Origin of the sequence: Mycobacterium gordonae (assembly GCF_017086405.1) — a bacterium.
Classification (GTDB): Bacteria; Actinomycetota; Actinomycetes; order Mycobacteriales; family Mycobacteriaceae; genus Mycobacterium; species Mycobacterium gordonae_D.
The window spans coordinates 324,549-339,533 of sequence record NZ_CP070973.1 but is presented as its reverse complement, the minus strand read 5'-3'; the positions used below and the strand labels follow the sequence as shown (position 1 = coordinate 339,533).

At 66.0% G+C, this 14,985-nt stretch carries 15 protein-coding genes and 2 pseudogenes; 7 read left to right on the top strand and 10 right to left on the bottom strand.

Going from position 1 to position 14,985, the window contains the following annotated elements:
- The first annotated feature begins 11 nt into the window (after positions 1–11).
- The gene (locus JX552_RS01540; RefSeq protein WP_205875777.1) at positions 12–821 is read left to right on the top strand and encodes a class I SAM-dependent methyltransferase; all 810 of its coding nucleotides are present in this window, start codon (positions 12–14) and stop codon (positions 819–821) included.
- 55 nt (positions 822–876) lie between these two features.
- On the top strand, positions 877–1,575 hold the full coding sequence (locus JX552_RS01535; protein WP_205875776.1) for a zf-HC2 domain-containing protein: 699 nt from the start codon (positions 877–879) through the stop codon (positions 1,573–1,575).
- Here JX552_RS01535 and JX552_RS01530 read toward each other — a convergent pair.
- A pseudogene (locus JX552_RS01530) lies at positions 1,528–3,809 on the bottom strand (heavy metal translocating P-type ATPase); the annotation flags it as partial. The gene JX552_RS01535 and the pseudogene JX552_RS01530 overlap by 48 nt on opposite strands.
- 102 nt (positions 3,810–3,911) lie before the next feature.
- Between JX552_RS01530 and sigC the strand changes: the two are divergent.
- Positions 3,912–4,478 (top strand): RNA polymerase sigma factor SigC, encoded by a 567-nt coding sequence (gene sigC, locus JX552_RS01525; protein WP_205875775.1) that lies wholly within the window; start codon positions 3,912–3,914, stop codon positions 4,476–4,478.
- A gap of 7 nt (positions 4,479–4,485) precedes the next feature.
- Here sigC and JX552_RS01520 read toward each other — a convergent pair whose 3' ends face one another.
- On the bottom strand, positions 4,486–5,292 hold the full coding sequence (locus JX552_RS01520; RefSeq protein WP_205875774.1) for an SDR family NAD(P)-dependent oxidoreductase: 807 nt from the start codon (positions 5,290–5,292) through the stop codon (positions 4,486–4,488).
- 376 nt (positions 5,293–5,668) lie between these two features.
- Here JX552_RS01520 and JX552_RS01515 point away from each other — a divergent pair, with 376 nt between their 5' ends.
- Positions 5,669–6,397, top strand: coding sequence for an ANTAR domain-containing protein (locus JX552_RS01515; protein ID WP_205875773.1), 729 nt, complete (start codon positions 5,669–5,671; stop codon positions 6,395–6,397).
- Positions 6,398–6,977: 580 nt separating this feature from the next.
- Here JX552_RS01515 and JX552_RS01510 read toward each other — a convergent pair.
- The 4 genes from JX552_RS01510 to JX552_RS01495 form a co-directional block, all read right to left on the bottom strand.
- Positions 6,978–7,382, bottom strand: a complete 405-nt coding sequence (locus tag JX552_RS01510) for a winged helix-turn-helix transcriptional regulator (protein WP_205875772.1) — start codon at positions 7,380–7,382, stop codon at positions 6,978–6,980.
- A 67-nt stretch (positions 7,383–7,449) separates the two neighbouring features.
- Positions 7,450–7,971 carry a PaaI family thioesterase gene (locus JX552_RS01505; protein WP_205875771.1) on the bottom strand — a complete coding sequence of 174 codons (522 nt, stop codon included), beginning with the start codon at positions 7,969–7,971 and terminating at the stop codon, positions 7,450–7,452.
- An 82-nt stretch (positions 7,972–8,053) separates the two neighbouring features.
- Positions 8,054–8,827: a DUF2127 domain-containing protein gene (locus tag JX552_RS01500; RefSeq protein ID WP_205875770.1), complete on the bottom strand. Its 774-nt coding sequence runs from the start codon at positions 8,825–8,827 to the stop codon at positions 8,054–8,056.
- A gap of 115 nt (positions 8,828–8,942) precedes the next feature.
- Positions 8,943–9,317 carry a carboxymuconolactone decarboxylase family protein gene (locus JX552_RS01495; protein ID WP_205875769.1) on the bottom strand — a complete coding sequence of 125 codons (375 nt, stop codon included), beginning with the start codon at positions 9,315–9,317 and terminating at the stop codon, positions 8,943–8,945.
- Between the two features lie 72 nt (positions 9,318–9,389).
- Between JX552_RS01495 and JX552_RS01490 the strand changes: the two genes are divergently transcribed.
- Positions 9,390–9,659, top strand: coding sequence for a metal-sensitive transcriptional regulator (locus JX552_RS01490; protein WP_205878146.1), 270 nt, complete (start codon positions 9,390–9,392; stop codon positions 9,657–9,659).
- Between the two features lie 21 nt (positions 9,660–9,680).
- Complete coding sequence (locus JX552_RS01485; protein WP_205875768.1) at positions 9,681–10,091, top strand: DUF302 domain-containing protein; 411 nt, start codon at positions 9,681–9,683, stop codon at positions 10,089–10,091.
- Between the two features lie 133 nt (positions 10,092–10,224).
- On the opposite strand, the gene JX552_RS01480 is transcribed toward JX552_RS01485, so the two are convergent.
- Together JX552_RS01480 and JX552_RS01475 are read right to left on the bottom strand one after the other, a co-directional pair.
- Positions 10,225–10,434 (bottom strand): hypothetical protein, encoded by a 210-nt coding sequence (locus JX552_RS01480; RefSeq protein ID WP_205875767.1) that lies wholly within the window; start codon positions 10,432–10,434, stop codon positions 10,225–10,227.
- Between the two features lie 238 nt (positions 10,435–10,672).
- Positions 10,673–11,254: pseudogene (locus JX552_RS01475) on the bottom strand (class I SAM-dependent methyltransferase); the annotation flags it as partial.
- A gap of 72 nt (positions 11,255–11,326) precedes the next feature.
- On the opposite strand from JX552_RS01475, the gene JX552_RS01470 reads away from it, so the two are divergent.
- Entirely contained in the window at positions 11,327–12,142 is an 816-nt protein-coding gene (locus JX552_RS01470) for an SDR family oxidoreductase (protein ID WP_205878144.1), read from the top strand.
- Positions 12,143–12,149: 7 nt separating this feature from the next.
- Here JX552_RS01470 and JX552_RS01465 read toward each other — a convergent pair whose 3' ends face one another.
- Both JX552_RS01465 and JX552_RS01460 read right to left on the bottom strand, forming a co-directional pair.
- The gene (locus JX552_RS01465; protein WP_241010848.1) at positions 12,150–13,895 is read right to left on the bottom strand and encodes a SulP family inorganic anion transporter; all 1,746 of its coding nucleotides are present in this window, start codon (positions 13,893–13,895) and stop codon (positions 12,150–12,152) included.
- A gap of 9 nt (positions 13,896–13,904) precedes the next feature.
- On the bottom strand, positions 13,905–14,957 hold the full coding sequence (locus JX552_RS01460; protein ID WP_241010847.1) for a sulfate ABC transporter substrate-binding protein: 1,053 nt from the start codon (positions 14,955–14,957) through the stop codon (positions 13,905–13,907).
- Between the last annotated feature and the right edge of the window lie 28 nt (positions 14,958–14,985).

The following is a 14,985-nucleotide window of genomic DNA, read 5'->3' as shown; positions in this document are numbered from 1 at the left end:
CTGTCTGAGCCATGCCAGCGTTCGACGCCCGTCACCTCGACGGGATATCCGAGACCGCACTGCTCACGCTGCATCAGCGAGCCACCGAGGCCGCCCGGCCGGACGGCGTCATCGACGATCCGATGGCCATCGCCTTGCGCGACCGCATCGACTACGACTACCAGCATTTCGGCCGGACCCATCAGGCGACGGCCCTGCGGGCGCTGGCTTTCGACAACGCCGCACGCGAATTCCTGACCACCCACCCGCGAGCGACTATCGTCGCGCTGGCCGAAGGGCTGCAGACCAGCTTCTGGCGCCTCGACAACGGCGAACTGAGCTGGCTGTCGGTGGATCTCGAGCCGATCGTGCAGATACGCGAACAGCTGTTGCCGGCATCCGAGCGGTTGCGGTATTGCGCCCAGTCCGCACTCGATTACTCATGGATGGATCGGGTGGATGCCGGCAACGGCGTGCTGATCACCGCCGAAGGTCTGCTCCAATATTTCGACCGAGCAACCGTATTCGATCTGATCGAGGCCTGCGCCCGCCGATTTCCCGGCGGCCGGTTGGTCTTTGACAGCATTCCGTGGCTGCTGAGCGTGTATTCCAGGCGGCGCGGCTTCAAACTCAGCGAGTTCTACACGGCGCCGCCGATGCCCTTCTGGTTCACCGCCAACCACTACGCCGAATTGTCTGCTGTGCCCGGGGTCCACGCGGTTCGAGAGCTGCCGGCACCGTTGGCGCGCGGTCGGTTCCTCCCCAAGGTGGTCGCGCTCACCTACCGGCTTTCTGCGTTCGACCGGCTCCGGGCCCCCAACACGCTCGTCGAATTCAGATAGCGGGAGGCGGTGACAGGCTGGGAACAAATCGCCGGTCATGCGCGACTATTAAGGCATGGATTGCGAGGTGGCGCGCGAAGCGCTGTCGGCGCGGCTCGACGGCGAGCGCGAGCCCGTTCCGTCGGTCCGGGTCGATCAACACCTTGACGAGTGCGCTGCTTGTCGCGAATGGTTTGACCAAGTCGGTCTTCAGGCCCGTCAGCTGCGCCGCCTGGTGGAGTCCCGGCCGGTCATCGCGCCGGTGGGCCCGATCGGCGTTCAGCGGGCGACACGACGGCGACGCTTCGCACTGAGTTGGCAGCGCTGGGCATTGCTGGGCGTCGGCGCTGCCCAGATCGTCCTGGCAGTCGTGCAGGGCACGGGCCTAGACGTGGGGTTGCACCACGGGATGGACGGCACCAACCATCTGCTCCACGAGTCCACGGCATGGTCCGTCGCCCTTGGGGTCGCCATGGTGGTCGCCGCGCTGTGGCCGGCCGCGGCCGCCGGCCTCGCCGGTGTACTGACGGCGTTCGTCGCCGTGCTGGCCGTCTACGTCGCCGTCGATGCGGCCTCGGGTGCCGTCACCCTCGGACGGATCCTGACCCACCTGCCGGTGGTGCTGGGCGCGGTCCTGGCGGCCATTGTGTGGCGAATCACCCCGGCGCCCGGGCCGACGCCGCAGGCCGCCGAACCCGATATCGTGTTGCCGGACAACGCGTCCCGGGGCCGCCGTCGGGGTCATCTGTGGCCCACGGACGGCTCTGCCGCCTGACCTCAGCGGCCGCCGCCGAAGTTGCGCAGCCGCAGGCTGTTCGACACGACGAAGAACGACGAGAAGGCCATCGCCGCACCGGCCACCAGTGGGTTCAGCAACCCTGCGGCGGCGATCGGGATCGCCGCGATGTTGTAGCCGAAGGCCCAGAACATGTTGACCTTGATGGTGCGCATCGTCGCCGCGGCCAGGCCCAGCGCCAGTGGTACGACTTCGAGGTTTTCCCGGACGAGGATGACGTCGGCCGCACCGATCGCTACGTCGGTGCCACGCCCGATGGCCATGCCCAGATCTGCGCGGGCCAGCGCCGGACCGTCGTTGATGCCGTCACCGACCATCGCGACCACGCGCCCGCGTTCCCGCAGTTGCTCGATCACATCGACCTTGCCTTCGGGCAACACATCGGCGATCACCTCGTCGATGCCGACCCGTGCCGCCACGGCCGCCGCCGATGCGGGATTGTCACCGGTCAACAGCACGGTTCGCAGACCACGCTCGTGCAGCGCAGCGACGGCGGGCACCGCCGAGTCCTTCACCGCGTCGGCGACCGCGATCACCGCGCACGCCGCACCGTCGACCTCGACGAATACGGCTGTCTCACCTCGTGATTCGGCGTCGCGCCGCGCGGCTCCCAGCTCCGTCGGGGCACCTCCGGTGGTGATCCACGAGGGGTTGCCGACCCGCACCGCGCGACCGCCCACCGTGCCGCCGACGCCGCGGCCGGGCACCGCGCGGAAGTCGGCGACCGATTCCCGCCGCGGTGGCGCGGCGGCCGCGATGGTGAGGCCGACGGCGTGCTCGGAGGCCGCTTCCACCGCCGCAGTCAGTCCCAGCACCTCGTCGGCATCCCACCCCGGCGCGGCCGTCACGGCAGTGACCGCCAGCTTGCCGGTGGTCAGGGTGCCGGTTTTGTCGAAGACGACGGTGTCGACGGCGCGGGTGGCTTCCAGAGACTGATGACCCTTCAGGAAGATGCCCAGCTGGGCGCCGCGACCAGAGGCCACCAGCATCGCGGTCGGGGTCGCCAGCCCGAGGGCACATGGGCAGGCGATGACCAGAACCGCGAGCGCGGCCGAAACCGCGCGCTCGGGACCGGCGCCGGCGAGCAGCCAGCCGGCGGCGGTCAGTCCTGCGATGGCGAAGACACACGGAACGAACACCGACGCGATGCGGTCTGCCAGTCGCTGCGCGTCGGCCTTCTGCACCTGCGCTTCTTCGACCAGGCGGACCATCCCGGAGAACTGGGTGTCGGCGCCGACGGCGGCGGCCTCCACGATGAGTCTGCTGTCGAGCACCACCGTGCCGCCGATCACCTGGGCACCGGGGTGGACTTTCACCGGCTTGGCCTCTCCGGTCATCGCGCTCACGTCGACCGCCGCGCGGCCTTCGACCACCAATCCGTCGGCGGCGATCGTCTGACCGGGGCGCACCACGAAGCGTTGCTGCTCTTTGAGCTCGTCGGCCGGGATCACCCGCTCGGAGCCGTCGGGTTGCAGCACCGCGACGTCCTTGGCGCTCAGGGCCGCCAACGCCCGTAGCGCGCCACCGGCCCGCGACTTGGCTCGCGCCTCGAAATACCGCCCCGCGAGCACGAACACCGTGACGCCGGCGGCGACCTCGAAGTAGATGGCGTCACTTCCGAGCAGCGCCTGCCATACTCCCCTGCTCGGCGCGGATTGACGGCTGCCGAATGCCGTGTGGAGGGACCACACCGTGGCGGCGGTGATACCGACCGAGATCAGCGTCTCCATCGACGTGCTCCCGTGGAGCGCATTACGGAGCGCGACGCGGTGGAACGGCCACGCCGCCCATACGACTACCGGCAGCGCCAACGCCGTGAGCACCCAGCCCCACCCGCTGAAGCGGGAGCTGGGCACCACCGCGAACATCACCGACAGGTGCGCCAGCGGCACGAAGAACACGGCCGCCACCGCCAACCGGACCAGCAGATAACGGGCGTGATCGGCGTCGGGATCAGCGGTGTGACTGCCGCCGGCCTGCGGTTCGGCCTGGTAACCGGCGCGCTCCACGGCTGCGCACAGGTCTTCGGTGGTGATGTCCTCGCTGAGTTCCAGCGTCGCCACCCGGGTGGAGAAATTGACCGATGCCCGCACGCCGGGCAGCTTGTTGAGGGTCGACTTGACCTTTAGCGCACAGGCCATGCACGACATCCCGGTGATGTCGAGTTGCACTCGGCGCACCTCTGAGTGCACGTCAGTTATTGCCGTCGTCACGTAGCCCCTCGCCTCCTGCGAACTCTTCCCTAGACAAGTCGTCGGGGCCGGTCCAAGAGTTCCCTGCGATCGTCATGTCCGGATGGCCTAGGCTCAAGGCCCGTGGCCCCGGGCAGTGACGGACGAACTCACGACGACCAAATTACCGATCTCGCCAGATCCGCGGGGCGGGGCGACCGGGCCGCGTTGGCCGAATTCATCCGTGGCACCCAGCGCGACGTCTGGCGGATGGTGGCCTACCTCGCCGATCCCGGCAGTGCGGACGACCTGACGCAGGAGACATTCCTGCGGGCGATCGGTGCGCTGCCCAGCTTCACCGGCCGTTCGACAGCGCGGACCTGGCTGTTGTCGATTGCTCGTCGTGTCGTTGCCGACCACTTCCGGTCCAAGATGCGCAGACCGTGCTCTGCGCAGGTGGCCGATCTGGACGAGGCGCTCAGCCAGGGCCGGCGTGGTAGCCGGATCGAGAACATGGTGGAGATCCGCGTCCTGTTGGACGGATTGGACCCCAAGCGCCGGGAAGCGTTGATCGTCACCCAGGTTCTCGGTCTGTCCTATGCCGAAGCGGCCGAGATTTGCGGTTGTCCCGTCGGCACCATCCGCTCCCGGGTGGCCCGGGCCCGCGACGACCTGCTGCGCGCGACTGCCGAAGGCGACTGCGCGGGGTAGCCGGCTCTCACTTGCCTTTCATGGCCGGGTGACTGCGGGTCAGCAGCGGCAGCATCCACTCGGGTGGCGCCACCCGGAACAGTCCCGCCGAGATTCGGTTGGCCAGCCCGGGGACCACGACGGCCTTGCCGGCCGCCAACCCGTCGATTCCGGCCTGCGCCACCTGATCGGCGGGTATCCACATGACCCGCGGCAGGGCTGCGTCGGCGTCCTCTTTGGAGAATCCGGCCGCCTCGCCGAAGCCGGTGTCCACCGGGCCCGGACACAGCGCCGTGACGGAGACGCCGGTCCCCTTCAGTTCGCCCCGCAGACTGTGGGTGTAGGACAGCACGAATGCCTTGGCCGCCCCGTAAGCCGCCTGTCCGGGCAGCGGCCCGAACGCGGCTACCGACGCCACGTTCAAGATTGCGCCGCGACGGCGGTCCACCATGCCGGGCAGGAACCTGCTGCACAGATCCACCACGGCCGCGACGTCGACTTCGACCAGGTTGAGTTCCTTCTCCGGGTCGGACTTCGCCACCACTCCCAGCGTTGACAGGCCTGCATTGTTGATCAGGATGTCGGGGGTCAGCCCCAGCTCGCCCACCCGATCCAGCAGGGTCGCACGGTCGCTGCGCCGGGCGAGGTCGGCGGGCAGTGGATGCGCCTTGGATCCCAATTTTCTGGCGAGCGCCTCCAGCCGGTCGGCGCTGCGGGCAACCAGGACGATGTGGTAGCCGCGTTTCGCCAGAATCGTGGCGATCTCCTCGCCGATGCCCGACGATGCCCCGGTGACGATGGCCGCACTGTTACTTCCTGCAGGGGGGAGAGCCATACCGCGACCGTACCGGGCCTAAGCCGGAAGACCTACGACTCGGCCTTCTCGGCGATCGGGGCAGCGGGTCGATCGACGCAAGCAAGTGGTGGACTGCTCGCGAGCCACCGTGCCCAGGACCAGCGTCATCGCGAAGCCGTCACCGACCCGCCGCGCGCACTGTCACTTCGGCGATGACAAGGTCGTCGTCGCCGTCCCAACTCGGCCGGAGCCACGGGTAGGCAATCACTTCGAAGACCCGCTGCGCGCCCAGCGCGCTGATCGCGGCCGCAGGTGGCGGTATCGTCTCCTACTGTGCGGTCTTGCAGGATCAGGTCGTTAGGGCTCGCTATCTGACGTGATACGGCGGGGCAGGTTTGAGGCGATCGCTCGGGATATGGCCGACAGGGTGCCCAGCGACGGATTTGTGGTGCTCGACCGCAACTTGACGATCCGCGCCGCCAGCGCCGCCTATGAGCACGCGACTTTGCGCGGGAAGGGTGAGTTGATCGGACAGTTCTTATTCGATGCTTTCCCCGAAGATCCCGATGACCCGCAGGCAAACGGCGTCGCACGCCTGGCGGCGTCGCTGGAAACTGCGATGCGCCGCGAAGAGATCGACAACTTGTGGATCCAGCGCTACGACATCCCCGATCCCGACGCTCCGGGGCAGTTCGTTCCCAGGGTGTGGAGTCCGGTCAACACTCCGCTCGTCGACCACGGTGAGCTTGTCGGCGTCGTGCACCGCTACGGAGCGGAGATTTCCGATATCGGGATGGCACTCGCGGTCATCGCGCGGGCCATCGATGCTACCGGTTCGTTACCGCCGACCGAGATACTGCATACCCTGGCCGCGGTCGATGCGGTGAATAGCGCCCGCCACCTGGCCGAGGTCGAGCACCTTCGGCACGCCATCGAGTCACGCGACATCATCGGCCAGGCCAAAGGCATGCTCATGGAACGGTTCGATGTCGATGCTGCTGCTGCCTTCGATCTACTGGTCAAACTGTCACAAGACTCCAACACCCGCCTCGAGAAGATCGCCCGCACGCTGGTCAACATCGACCACCCGCCCAACGCGGCCGACGGGCGGCGGGCCGCGTCGTACACAGAGCGACCTCGATGACCAGTGCGACGATGAGCAACTTGCGCAACAAGGGTGCTCAGGCCGTCGGTGCGCCACAGCACCGCACCCCAGCTGCATCCACACTATCGACGCGGCTGTGCGGCCTGGCGGTCAATTGCGCAGCATGGCTCATCGTGGTCAGACGTGAGCCAGCCAGCCAGATCCGTTGAGCGACAAGACGAATCCTTGTCCTTGGGAGTGGGCACGCCGCAAGCAGGTGCAGAATGGGGGAGGTGATGGCGGGTCAGCAGCGTTCCGAGCCAGGCCGCATCAGGTTCGGGCCGGTGACCCTCTGTGACGGGCGGCCGCGCCGCATCGCGTACAAAGCGCGGCAGGCGCGTGCCTTCATCGGCGCGGCGATGGCAGAGCCACCGGGGCTCTGGTTAAGCAAGTTCTGTAGTGCTGTCACGGTGTCGATCCTTCATTGGTGCGACTTCGGTACGTCGCCTGGTGCCATATCAGCCGATTCCCTTTAAGCCTGCACCGCGGGGCGGTGAACAACGTGATACGCCGCCCGGATGTGCGGTGTGCGATCCCGCACACCGTGTCGCAGAGGTCGGGGTAATCACAGTATTTCCAGTCAGCGCTTCGCTTTTCGAATGACGACGTCGGAAAACGAAACATCGTGTCCGGCCGCGCATCGCACCTGTGGGGCCACTGGCTCACCGCAGCCGTCGTGCACCAACTCCGTACCGGGCTCGGCCTGCAGCAGCCTGCCGAATTCGATCAGGCTGATCAGCACCGGGAACAGGGCATGCCCCCGCTCGGTGAGAACGTACTCGTACCGCGTGCGCTGGCCGCGTTCCTTGTACGGCCGCTTCTCCATCAACCCCGCCTCGACGAGCTGGCGCAACCGCTTGGCGGCAATCTGTTCGGTAACCCCGGCGCGACGCGCCAGATCATCGAAACGCCTTCCGCCCCAGAAGGCTTCGCGAAGCAGCACCATGGCCGAATGGGTGCCGATCAACTGCAGCGCGTATTCCATCGGGCACCAGTCGGCCGCCGTCCAGCCATCCCGATCGGCGAGCCGTCCCGAGAGTTTCACGTCGACCTCATGGGTTCAGAATCAGGCAGTTACTAGTGGCGGTGGCCAGCAGTTTCCCGGAACAACTGGTCAATTTCGCCTCGGCCAGCGCGGTGCGCCGGCCCAAATGCGTCACCGTGCCGGTGCATCGGACCGGGCCGGTCTCGACGCTCATCGCGCCGATGAACCGCACCGATAGATCGAGGCTGGTGTAGGCCACCCCGGCGGGCAGCATGCTGTGCACGGCGCACGCGGCGGCCGAATCCAGCAGCGTGCAATACATCCCGCCGTGTACCGACCCGATCGGGTTGTAGTGAAACTCGGCCGGTGTCAAGGTGAAGACGGCGGTGCCTGCCGAGACCGATTCGAGCCGGCCGCCGATGGTGCTCATCACGGGCGGCGGCGGAATTTCTCCGTCGACCATGGCCTGCAAGAACTCCAGGCCGCTGCGGCTGCGTGCCGCCTCCGCCGCGCTGAACGGGTCAGCCCATTCGATGATTCGGTTTCGCTCGCCTTGGTCACGCACGGCAGCACCCGCGGTTTCGCTCATACCGGCATCCTCCGGGGCTGACTAAACTGAAGTCAAGTTAGCAGCGGTGTCGCCTGGCTCACACCTACTCGGCCGTCTGCGCTCAGGCCGCCGTCATGGCCGCACGTTCCAGATCGAGGAGTTGTTCGCCCTGCCGTTCCTCTTCGTAGGCATTGCGGCCGCCCCGTAGCCCGAACAGCCGCTTGGAGATCAACAGATAGAGCACCGCAGCGATGTTGATCGTCAAGGTCGCCACCCGCGTCGTCGTGATGCCCTTGAGGAGGTCGTGAATCTCCAACGGCAGGAACACCGAGGTGGCCACCACCGCGAAATACTCACCCCAGCGTTTCATCAGCCAAAGGCCGACGCCTTCGACGACTTGGAGCACGGCATAAGCGGCGAGCAGGCACGTGATCAAGGTCAGCGTCGAGGGTTTGGCCGCCAATGCCTTCTCCAGCTCATGGATCGCCGACATCTGGTCGACTTTGAATCCGGCGGCACGAAAGACCGGCAGGTCGCGGTCGAGGGTGGCCTGGATGGCCCCCCGGGCACCGCGAAACGTCCATACCGCCCACGCCGCCAGCCCCAGCACGACGGCCCGCCCGAGCCGCTCGACGGCCAGTGCACGGATGATGATCGCTTGCCGTAACGCCTTGCCGCGCATGATCATCGGCGCATCTTCGGGATGGCCACGGCCGTGCGGTTCACCAAGCGCAAAGTCACCGCAGCGCAGGCAGCGCCACACCTCGCCGAGTTCGGTCCTGGCAGACAGGCGTTCGGCCAGTTGCTCGTCGTCAGGGGCGTAGGTGGCGTGGCCGGCGACCGCGCAGGTCACCAACTCCCACCGGTTGACGGTGCGACTCTTACGCTTACCCACGGGCGCTCCTTCTGCGAGGCTGCGGCCGATCATTCAACGCGGACAGTAGGCAAAGCAAGCGGCAGGCCACGACAACGTGCCCGGCGAATAGCTGACAGGACCCCCGGGGCCGGGTCTAGGTTTTGGATCGAGCGTCGGCGAACTCGCAAAACGCCTGGTAGGCACGGGCGCCGTAGATGGTGCCCGGCCCGCCGTACATCATGATGCTGACGCCGAGGGCCTCCGCGGCCTCCTCCTTCGAGGCTCCGGCCCGGACCGCCGCTTTAGCGTGGGAGGCGATGCATCCGTCACATCCGTGCACCACCCCGATCGCCAGCGCAATGAGCTCCTTGTACTTGACATCGAGGGCGCCGGACGCCATTGCCGCTTTGCTCATCTCACCGAATCCGGCGTACACACCGGGAATCATCTGACGAAGCGACCGATGCTGCGGGTTGAGGTCATCCAGAACGCCTTGGTGAACGTCGTGGTGAAGATGCTGTTCGTCCATGCCCGAGACTATACTGATACCGGAGGGGGTATTGGTATAGTATGGGCAGGGTTGATACCGGGAAGGCATTCGATGAACTCTGACGAAGACACGATGGCTGCGGTGCTCAATCGATTGCGCCGCGCGCAGGGTCAACTCGGCGGCGTGATCGCAATGATCGAGCAGGGCCGAAACTGCAAAGACGTCGTTACCCAACTCGCAGCGGTGTCGAAAGCGCTCGACCGTGCCGGGTTCAAGATCGTCGCATGCGGCCTGCGTGACTGCATCAACGGCACGCAGCACGGGGACGCGCCGCCGCTGAGCGAAGCCGAGTTGGAAAAGCTTTTTCTGGCCCTGGCCTAGACGAACAGAAAGGGATCAGCCATGCCACTAGGAACCACCGGTTTGACCACGACGCTGCACACTTCGTTCAGCGAAGCCGTCGAACAGACCACGCAGGCTCTCGCCGAACAGGGCTTCGGCGTCCTGACCAGAATCGACGTCAAGGCCACGCTGAAGCAGAAGCTCGGCAAGGACATGGAGGACTACCTGATCCTCGGCGCCTGCAATCCGCAGCTCGCGCACCGCGCCCTGGACGTGGACCGCCAGATCGGCCAGTTGCTGCCGTGCAACGTGGTACTACGCGCTGCCGATGACGGCGGTGTCCTGGTGGAGGCGATGGACCCACAACTGATGGTCCGTGTCGTGGACCAGCCGGGCCTGCATGAGGTCGCCGACGAGGCCGCAGCCAAGCTGCAGGCCGCCATCGGCAAGCTCAGTCAGGCACCGAGCTAACCGCCGGAGGCGATGCGGCTCGGTCCAGCGGCGAATCCTGTCACATCCCAACGGAGATCGCCGTGTCCCGCACCTAGGTCGACGCCCTGATAATGTCGGCCGAAAACGCATGCGGCATCAACGGAATCGGTTACTAGGACGACACAATCGTGCGCGCGGCCGAGGGATGGCGCATCGCCCGGCGGCAGTTCACCACCGTGCGAGTCAGCACGGTCGGATAGGGGTTCCTGGCGTCAATGTCGTCCTGCTGGCCCGTCGGCAAACGGTGCTGGATGACGTTGCGACAGAGATCGATTCGATGAATTCCGCGCAAAACTGCACCCTCGCCGTTGATCTCGCGCAACCAGGCGCGGCCCCAGCCATCGCCGAGTTGCAGATCGGGTTTTTCGTCTGCTGCGCGAGGGCCGGTCCGAATTTCAAGCCGTTCCTGTCGAGTCCGGTCGAGGCCGCCGAGGCGGCGGTGCAGGAGGGACGAGCTGCACGCCGGTATGCGGATGTTGGGTTCGCGCATCCGCAATCAAGCCGTCGAGGTCATCAGTGCGGCCGGCCAGGCGGCGACGGGTCAGGGCTGCATCCGCCGGTCGCCAGCTGATCAGCACCCTTCCGTAGAGCAGGCGCCGGATCCGTGCGCCGGGAAGCACCGCACGCACGTGCCCGCGCAACTCGGCGAAGTTGTCCGGTGGGGGCCACTTGATGGGAGCGGTGTGCTCCCATTTGCCCCGGATCTTGTTGACGACACCGCAGGCCACCAACGAGGCCAAATGCCACAACCCCTCTCGCGCAGATGGTTTGACGAACGTGACGACAACCAAGGTTCCGTCTGGACGCAGCAGGCCGGCAAGGCGTGCCAACGCCGCCCGGGTGTCGTCGATGTGGTGCAACGCGGCATTGGACACCACGGCGTCGAAATTGGGTAGCTCGGTTGTCATCACGTCACCGTGCGTCCACTGCACTGGCGCGTTGGGGAACCGAGCACTCGCGCGCTTCAATACCGGCTCGTCGACGTCCAGGGCAACAACGCTGGGGATTCGCTCCGCCAATCGGGCGGCCAGAAAGCCGTCACCGCACCCGACATCCAGCACCTGCTCCGCCTCGGCGGAGACCTCGGCGTCGATCAGTGCGTTGTAGTGGATGTTGATATTCCACGGTCGTTGACCCGACATTTCATCCAACGTAGCGGCCGTGCGCCTATTCTTCGATAGGCATATCGCTTGGGCAGAGGAGACCCAGTGACGGTGTACCGCGAAGTGCTGACCGTGATCGGCGTTGGTGGCATGGGCCAGGCGATCGCCCGGCGGCTGGGCTCGTCGAAGACCGTGCTGCTCGCCGACAACAACGAACGGGTGCTGACCTCGGTCGCCGAATCGCTGTCCGCCGACGGATACGACGTGAAGAGTCAGACGGTCGATGTCGCTTCGCCTGACTCGGTGCACGCGCTTGCCGAGTTCGCCGACTCGCTGGGCAATGTGACACAACTGGCGCACACCGCTGGACTCTCCCCTGCGCAGGCCTCCGCCGCATCGATCCTGGCTGTCGATTTGCTCGGTGTCGCACTGGTACTGCGCGAGTTCGGCGACGTCATCGCCCCCGGCGGGGCGGGGGTCGTCATCTCCAGCATGGCCGGCCACTTCATGCCACCGTTGTCGGCCGAGCAGGAACGGGCATTGGCGCACAATCCGCCCGAGGAACTGCTCACCCTGGACTTCGTCAGTAAGATCGGTGAGCCGAATTTCGCCTACCCGATCGCCAAACAGGCCAACGTTGTTCGCGTTCGCGCGGCTAGCGCGCACTGGGGCCGTCGAGGAGCCCGCATCAATTCGATCAGCCCGGGCATCATCTCCACCCCGATGGGGCAACAGGAACTCGCTTCGCCCGTGGGTGACGGAATGCGGGCCATGATCGCCATGTCCGGTACCGGGCGCATCGGGACCCCCGATGACATCGCCGCGGCGGTCGCATTCCTACTCGGCAGCGACGCCACCTTCATCACCGGCACTGACCTGCTGGTGGACGGCGGTGTCGTCGCCGCGGCGAAGGCGGGTACGCCGTGAGCAGATTTCAGACCAGGTAGTACAGGTCAGGTTGCGCAACGGGGCGATCTGCCGCCGTTGCGTGCGCATAGCGCACGGCTTTGAGCGTGGCCGAGAATTCCTTATCCTCCTCGGGGAAGACGTGCTCGGCGGGGAACCAACTGTCGAAGCCCACGTTCTTCAGGATCGCGGCGGTGTCGGGTCGCAGTCCTGCCAGCAGCACAGTGACGCCCCGGTCGGTGAGTTCGCGAAGGAAATGCTCGATCCGCTCGATGCACACCACATCAGGGTGCCGTACGCGTTTGAGTCGCAGAATCACCACCCTGCCCCGATCCTCCGACTCGATCCGTTGCGTCAGGTCGGCCAGGTGGCGGTCCAATTCCGTTGCGGCCCCGAAGAACAGCTCTCCCTCCAGGTCGTAGATGAAGGTGCTCGCATCCGGCTCGTCACCCGGAACACGTTCGCGCACCACGCGTTCGGGGGTAACGATGAGTTCAGTGGCCTTGAGTTTGGCGGCGCGCGGCACGAACAGCAGGATCGACAGGATGACGCCCAGCAGCACGGCCTTGTCGAGATCGATCGCAATCCCGGTGACGGCCGTCACGATCACCAGGCCCGCGTCATACCGGGACGCCTTCAGCGTGTAGATCAAGCGCTGGAAGTTGACCAGGCGCGCCGCGGTCACCAGGAGCAGTCCGGCCAGCGCCGGCTGCGGGACATAGCGCAGCAACGGCGCGAAAAGCAGCAGTGCAACCGCAACCGTTGCGGCCGAGACGATGCCGGAGAAGCGGGTCGCGGCACCGGACTGGTAGTTGATCGCCGAGCGCGACAAAGACCCCGATCCCGGCAGGCTTTGGAAGAATCCGCCACCGAGATTAGCCAGGCCTTCGGCCATGATCTGCCGGTTGTAGTCGAGCTTCTGTTGAGTTTGGTGCGCAATGGCTTTGGCAATCGACAGCGCTTCGATGATGCCGACGAAGGCGATGGCCAGGGCCCCGGTCGACAACTCGGGCAACCACGCCGTGTTGACCTCAGGGATGTGCGGGGTCGGTAAGCTGCGCGGCACCTTGGCGGCCACCGACACCGCGGTGTGCCCGCCGGCGCCCGGCACCGACCAGCCGGCCAGATAGGCGATCAGTGCGGTGATGATCAGCACGGCGAGCATGTCGATCTGCGGTAGCCCGAAGCGCTGCACCACCTTTCGGAGCACCACTGCCAGCACCACCGCGGTGGCGCTGACGATCACCGCTCGGTAGTTGATCGCATCGCCGCGGAACAACGTCAGCCACACGCGCCGTAGCACCTGCATATGGCCGTTGCCTTTGTCCTTGACTCCCAGCGCATTACCAAGCTGCCCGATGGCGAGCAGGAAGGCCGCGGCGGCCATGAATCCGATGATCACGGATTCCGAGATGTAGCGGGTCAGGTTGCCGAGCCGGAAGACTGCGATGACGATCTGGAACGCCCCGACCAGCACACCCAGCAGGAAAAGCGCCTGGTACAGCTGCCCGGTGTTCTCCGAGTCGATGAACGCCAGGGCTGTGAAAACCAGCAGTGAGATCGCGCTCGTCGGTCCGTTGATCAGGTGCGAGGACGACCCGAAGATCGACGCGATCGTCGTCACCACGACGGCCGAGTAGACGCCGAACTTCGGGTCCACACCGGCGATCAGTGCATACGCGATCGCTTGCGGAAACGAGATGGCCGCGACGGTCAGGCCGGCGATCAGGTCCGCCCGCCCCTTGATCCAGCCGTACTGGAATGGTTGACCCACGTGAATCTTCTAGGTCGCCGGTGCGGCGGCGACCGGGGGCGCCGTAAGGGTGTCGAGGATTCCGTTGTCGCCGAAAAACTTTTCCCGGGCATCGGTCCAGTCACGAGCGACCGCGGTCACCGGAAACAGCCTCAGAGAAGGAAGCCGGTCGGTATGGCGGGCAAGAATGTCGGTCCGGAACGGCCGGTAACCGTACTGCGCGATCATTTCCTGTGCGGCGTCGGTGAACAGATAGCGCAAGTAGTCCTTGGCGTTGCCGGCCACCCTGGCATCGGCGAGGTTGGCGTCGACCCACGCCACGGCGGGTTCGGCCAGGATGCTCACGGGCGGGTAGACGATCTCGAGTTCGTCCTTGTTGGCGGCGACCTCGCGCAGCGCCTCATTCTCCCACGTCAATTGCACATCACCGATCCGCTGCACGGTGAAGCTCACCCCTGCACCGCGCGCCCCGGCATCAGCGACCGCGACATGTTGAAGCAGTGCCCGCACATAACTGCCGGCCTGTTCCGGGCTGCCGCCCCGCGTGGTGACCGAACCCCAGGCGGCCAGCACGCTGAGCTGGCCGTTACCCGAGGTGCGCGGGTTGGGTGAAACGATCGCGACGTCGCGGTCTACCAGATCCGGCCAGTCACGAATGCCTTTCGGATTGCCCTTGCGGACCAGGAAGACGATGGTCGAGGTGTAGGGAACCGAGTTGTTGGGGAGTCGTTGCCGCCAATCGGCTGCCAGCAGCCCGCGCCTGGCCAGCGTGTCGATGTCGCTGATCAGCGCCAGCGACACCACCTGGGCTCGCTGGGACCCGTCCGCGACGCTGCGCGCCTGCCGACCCGAGCCGCCGTGAGACTGCCTGACGGTCAATCTGTTTCCGTACTTGGTGATGAAGGCCTGGTCGATCGCCGCGTACAGCTCACGGGTGGGGTCGTAAGAAACGTTGAGGATCTCATTCGACCGGTCTTCGGGAAGGTTTTTGACCACGATCGCAGTCGCCGCGAAAACGATTGCGACTACGCCCAGGACGTTGAGCCAGGACACTCGACCAAGCCAGCGCAGACGGTGACTCAACAGAGATCCTCAACTCGTACGGTCGATG